Origin of the sequence: Corallococcus llansteffanensis (assembly GCF_003612055.1) — a bacterium.
GTDB lineage: Bacteria > Myxococcota > Myxococcia > Myxococcales > Myxococcaceae > Corallococcus > Corallococcus llansteffanensis.
Genome location: NZ_RAWB01000739.1, coordinates 1 through 4,223, shown reverse-complemented (window position 1 = coordinate 4,223; position 4,223 = coordinate 1). Strand labels below are relative to the sequence as shown.

Genomic DNA, 4,223 nt, shown 5'->3' with positions numbered 1-4,223 from the left:
ATAAGAGACAGGCCTCCGTCAGACCCGGAGGCGGGTGGGGTGGACCGGTTCCCGCCCACCGTGGAACGCACCCCGCGCGTGGGTGACCCGCGCCGCCTGCCCCCGCCCGAGGTGAAGTCCGACCCCGGGTCCCCCGGGTATGACGCGATGCGGGAGGACCCCGGGCCGGCGGCCGGACGCCCGGCCCGTGACGGGAAAGTGTCTCGGGCTCTCGGAAGATTGGGAGGTCGTGTAATGTCTGGCACCCGATGTGGCAGATCATCATCAACGGGCCCGGCTACTTCGATACGTCGTACGATCTGCCCGAGGGCGTCACCAGCCTCGGCCGAGCGGACGAGAACGATATCGTGCTGGGCGGTGACCTGGTGTCGCGGCGGCACGCGCGCCTCTATGTCGAAGGCGACGCACTCCGCATCGAGGACCTGGGCAGCCGCAACGGCAGCCGGGTGAACGGTGCGCCGCTCCAGGGCAGCAAGCACCTGAGCGCGGGCGACACGGTGGCGCTGGGGGAGAACACCCTCGCGGTGCGCCAGCCGCACACGGTGGAGAACGCCGCCACGGAGATGATGGACCTGGGCGCGGGCGGCGTCGTGCGCTTCGGGCACGGCACGGACGTGGGCCCGGCGGTGCTGCTGGCCAAGAACGTCAAGGACGCGGAGGTCCTGCGCCTCTTGGACAACGTGGGCCCGCTGCCGTTCGACGACGCGTTCTCCGGGGCCTCGCCGGTGGGGCCCTCCTCGTCCGTCGCCACCCCGCGCGTCTCCTACGAGACGCTGGTGCTGCTGGTGCACGCGGCGGAGGCGCTCGCCACCTCGCGCACGCTGACGGCGTTCCTGGAGTCCGCGATGGACCGGCTCCTGGAGCGCACGGACGCGACGACGGCGGTGGTGCTGCTCAAGCACGCCGCGGGGCCGCTGGTGCCCGCCGCCGTGCGCCACCGGGGACGGCTCGCCAAGGGCGAGGTGCCCGTGTCGGACGCCATCGTGGACGAGGCCCTGCGCCAGGGCCGCGCGCTCGCGGTGGGGGACGTGCGCGACGACCGCCGCTTCGCTGGCCGCGAGAGCGTCATCATGTACGGCGTGGACCGGGTGCTGTGCATCCCCATCGGCACGGAGCCGCCCTTCGCGGGCGTGCTCTACGTCAACGTCCCCGGCGAGGGCGACACCAGCCTGGAGCTGATGCTGGACACCTGCACCGCGGTGGCCCACATGGTGGCCAGCGGCGTGCAGCGCTTCGCGGTGCGCGACGGTTCGGGCACGGACCGGCTGCGCCGCAACCTGGAGCGCTTCCACTCGCCGGAGACGGCCGAGCGCCGCGCCGCCGAGGCCCAGCGCGTGGGCGGCAAGCTGCCGGGGCTGGAGGAGAAGAACCTCACCGTGCTGCACGCGGAACTGGCGGACTTCGGCGCCGTCGTGGCCCGGTTGGGCGCGGCGCGGGCCACGCAACTGCTCAACGACTTCCACGCGCGCATGAGCGGCATCGTCTTCAGCTTCGAGGCGACCGTGGAGGGCTTCCTGGGCGAGTCCATGCGCGCGCTGTTCGGCGTGCCCTTCGCCAAGGGCGACGACGCGGTGCGCGCCGTGCGGGCCGCCCTGGCGCTGCGCGCGGACTGGGAGCGGGGCATGGCGCGCCGGCCCCAGGACGAGCGCTGCGACCTGAGAATCGCGCTGCACTCCACCAAGGCGCTGGTGGGGATGATCGGCACCGACGCCCGCATGGAATACACCGCCGTGGGAGAGGGCATGGGCGTGGCCGGCTGGCTGGCGTCCACCGCCGGGCCCGGTCAGGTGTTGATGACGGGCAAGCTCCTGGCGGCGACGGGGGCGCGCTTCGACGTGATGCCCCTGGGGGAGCGGGTGGTGCGCTCGCCCAAGGACAAGGTGGCGGTTTTCGAGGTGATTGAAGAGGACATGGGCATGCTGACCAACCCCGGCATCCGGTGAAGCGACCGGTGCGGCCGGTTGACGGGTTGAAGCCGGAGCCCCGCTCGGGGTTCAATGTGCTTCCCGTGGTGGACCCCCGCACCGCATGAGCTCTTCGAACCAACCCGCCCGATTGCGTCCCTTCCGGCCGCAGCCCTTCGGCCGGTACACGCTGCTTTCGCACCTGGCCACCGGCGGCATGGGGGAGATCTACCTCGCCCGCCTGGAAGGGGCGCAGGGCTTCGAGAAGCTGTGCGTCATCAAGAAGATCCTCCCGCAGTTCGCGGAGGACCAGGAGTTCGTGGAGCGCTTCGTCGGTGAGGCGCGCACGCTCGTGCGGCTGGGGCACGGCTCCATCGCGCAGGTGCTGGACATGGGCCTGCACGAGGGCGAGGCCTACATGGCCCTCGAGTACGTGGACGGCAAGGACCTGCGCAAGGTGGCCGCGCGCGTGCGCGACCGCCAGACGCCGCTGCCGCTCACGTTCGTCCTCTACGTCATGGGCCGGGTGCTGGACGCGCTGGCGTACGCGCACCGCAAGCGGGACGAGGACGACAAGGAGCTGAAGCTCGTCCACCGGGACATCTCTCCGCAGAACATCCTCATCTCCTATGAGGGGGAGGTGAAGGTCATCGACTTCGGGCTCGCGAAGAGCCGGCTGTCGGCGGCGAAGACGAACCCGAGCATCATCCTGGGCAAGTTCCTCTACATGTCGCCCGAGCAGGCCCGGCACCAGCCGGTGGACCGCCGCAGCGACCTGTACGCGGTGGGCCTGTGCCTCTACGAGCTCATCTCCGGGCAGAACCCCTTCGACGTGTTGCCGCCGGGCGAGCTGATGTCCGCGGTGGCGAACCCGAAGATTCCGCCGCTCAATGAAGTGGAGCCGCTGACGCCGCCGTCGGTGTCTCAGCTGGTGGCGAAGGCGCTGGCGGTGGAGCCGGGTCAGCGCTTCCAGACGGCGGAGGAGTTCCGCGGGCGCCTGCAGGCGTGCCTGATGGAGATCGACACCAGCGCGGGGCCGGAGAGCGTCAGCCGCTTCATGCGCGACCTGTTCTCCGCGGACTACCAGTCCGAGCGGCGCCTGCTGGCCACGCTGCGCGAGGTGCCCCGCGAGCCTCGCGGCAGCGGCACGTACGAGGCCCTGGGCGCGCCTCCCCGGCCGACGATGCCGTCGCTGCCGCCGAAGACCATCCGCCTGGACGGGCCGGTGGAGCCGCTGTCCTTCCACCCCACGCCCCGCAGCCGCGAGGACGGGGGCGGGGCGCGCGACGACGGCGAGACGCGCCCTGGCGTGGTGATGGACGACTCCACCCGTCCCGCCTTCCCGGTGGAGGCGCTGGAGGAGGCGGCCCGCGCCCGCGCGCGGCCCAACCCCACGTCATCCGAGCCCTCGCCCACGGTGGAGGTCCGCGCGGAGGCGATGGAGCGCCCGACCATCCTGGAGGGCCTCCCGGCCATCCGGCTGCCGTCGGATCGTCCCTCCGCGGAGGAGGTGCCCAGGGGTCCGGCGTTCTTCGAGTCCCTGACTCCGCCCGCGCCGCAAGGAGAGCCCACGGCGCCCCGCGCCGCGTCGCTGCCGTTCCAGGCGGCGGTCGTGGAGCCCGCGGCGTCCCGCTCGCCGTTCCCGGATCCGGCGCCGCGCGAGGTGCCTGCCGGGTCGGAGACTTCGGTCTCGCGGTCGATGCAGGACACGGGCTCCGGGGCTCGCGGTGGGATGGAGGCGCGAGGGGCTTCGCTGCCCTTCTCGGACGCGGTGGCGTCGCGCGCCGCGCCGTCCGGGGCGGAGCCGCGTGCCATCGCGCCGCCGCCTCCGCCGCCGATGAGCGCGATTCCGGCCTTCCGTCCGGCCGAGTCCGGGGCTTCGGGCCGGCCGTCGCTGGAGGGGCCCGTGCCCGTCGTGCCGGCGGATGCGTCGCGGCCGGTGGCGCCTCCGCCGCCGTCCGGGGACTTCGGAGCGGCGCGGTTCGATTCCGACGCGGGCGGCTCCCTGCCGTTCATGGAACCGCCGCCGCCGCCGGACGGCCCGTTCGCCGATGAGGAAGAAGACCTCCCTCCCAGCCCCTATCCCTGGCCCGAGCCCCGCGCCGAGGCTGGCCGGTTCCCGGGGGCTGAAGCTCGTGTCTCCGAGCTTCGCGCCAACGAAGCTGCGCGTGTGAGCGAACCTCCTCGCGCCTTCGACGCTGCGCGTGTCGGTGAGTCGCCGCGCGCCTCCGAGTCTCCTCGTGCCCTCGATTCCGTGCGCGCCCTCGACTCGGCACGGGCCCTCGACTCCGCGCGTGCCCTCGACTCCGCGCGCGCCGA

At 72.9% G+C, this 4,223-nt stretch carries 2 protein-coding genes; both read left to right on the top strand.

Translation table 11 applies throughout. The annotated features are described in order from the left end of the window. Nucleotides 1–248: 248 nt before the first annotated feature. Complete coding sequence (locus tag D7V93_RS39280; RefSeq protein ID WP_120648173.1) at nucleotides 249–1,943, top strand: adenylate/guanylate cyclase domain-containing protein; 1,695 nt, start codon at nucleotides 249–251, stop codon at nucleotides 1,941–1,943. A 178-nt stretch (nucleotides 1,944–2,121) separates the two neighbouring features. Next, nucleotides 2,122–4,223 (top strand): serine/threonine protein kinase (locus D7V93_RS39275; RefSeq protein ID WP_244237775.1); only part of this gene is annotated, 2,102 nt, incomplete at its 3' end.